Origin of the sequence: Vibrio sp. TRT 17S01, assembly GCF_050113695.1 — a bacterium.
Taxonomy (GTDB): Bacteria; Pseudomonadota; Gammaproteobacteria; order Enterobacterales; family Vibrionaceae; genus Vibrio.
The window spans coordinates 1-732 of sequence record NZ_JBNJOG010000065.1; the positions used below are offsets into that span (position 1 = coordinate 1).

Annotated in this window: 1 protein-coding gene; it reads left to right on the forward strand. The window is 38.4% G+C overall.

Features of this window, described 5'->3' with window-relative positions:
• Positions 1-616 (forward strand): hypothetical protein (locus ACQEXS_RS22490; RefSeq protein ID WP_427015277.1); only part of this gene is annotated, 616 nt, incomplete at its 5' end.
• Positions 617-732 lie beyond the last annotated feature (116 nt).

The following is a 732-nucleotide window of genomic DNA, read 5'->3' on the forward strand; positions in this document are numbered from 1 at the left end:
GGCGTTATACGATGGAGGAAATATGAAGTTACCAATAGTTCTCTCAATATTATTAGCGATTTTAGCAGCAGCTTCGATTGGCTGGGTAATAAATCAAAGTTTCAAGCCTGAAGACTCGACAACAATAGTTGTATATATCGTGACAGCCTTAGGTGGTCTAGTATCCGCCGTTTTCGTGGTCTACGGATACTTTGTTAATTTATCTGTCTTTAAGGAGTCTCAAAAACCTAAGTTACTTTTGCAGATACATAATGAGCGACGAATCCATGAAGAAACTGGAAACAATGTTCATCAAACTGTCTTCCATTACGCCAATCTAAGTACGAATGAGTGTCGAGGTTTAACTCTAAAATTGACATTGGTTGGTGACAATGAGGAAGTTGATATCCCGAGGTTATTCTCCCCAAGCATGAATATGGGGCCTAATGATGGTAGGACTCGAGATTTTCCTACGTTGGTCTATTTAAAAGACAATGGAATACCAGAAGCAATAATTAGAAATTTGTCTAAGTATAAGCTCAGAACAAGTTACTCATACGAACTAATGGGTGAAGTCGTGAGTAGTAGCTATGAGTATGTATGGGATAGCCAGAAAGAATGGTGGAGTATCGTATAACAATAAATTTAAGCAGATTCGTAACGCTCGGCATTTTTGCTTTGAATCAGCTTTAGTGTTTACGGCACAATGGTTTAGGTAGTTGGTAGCGTTACTCACTACTTAATTTGGCGTTA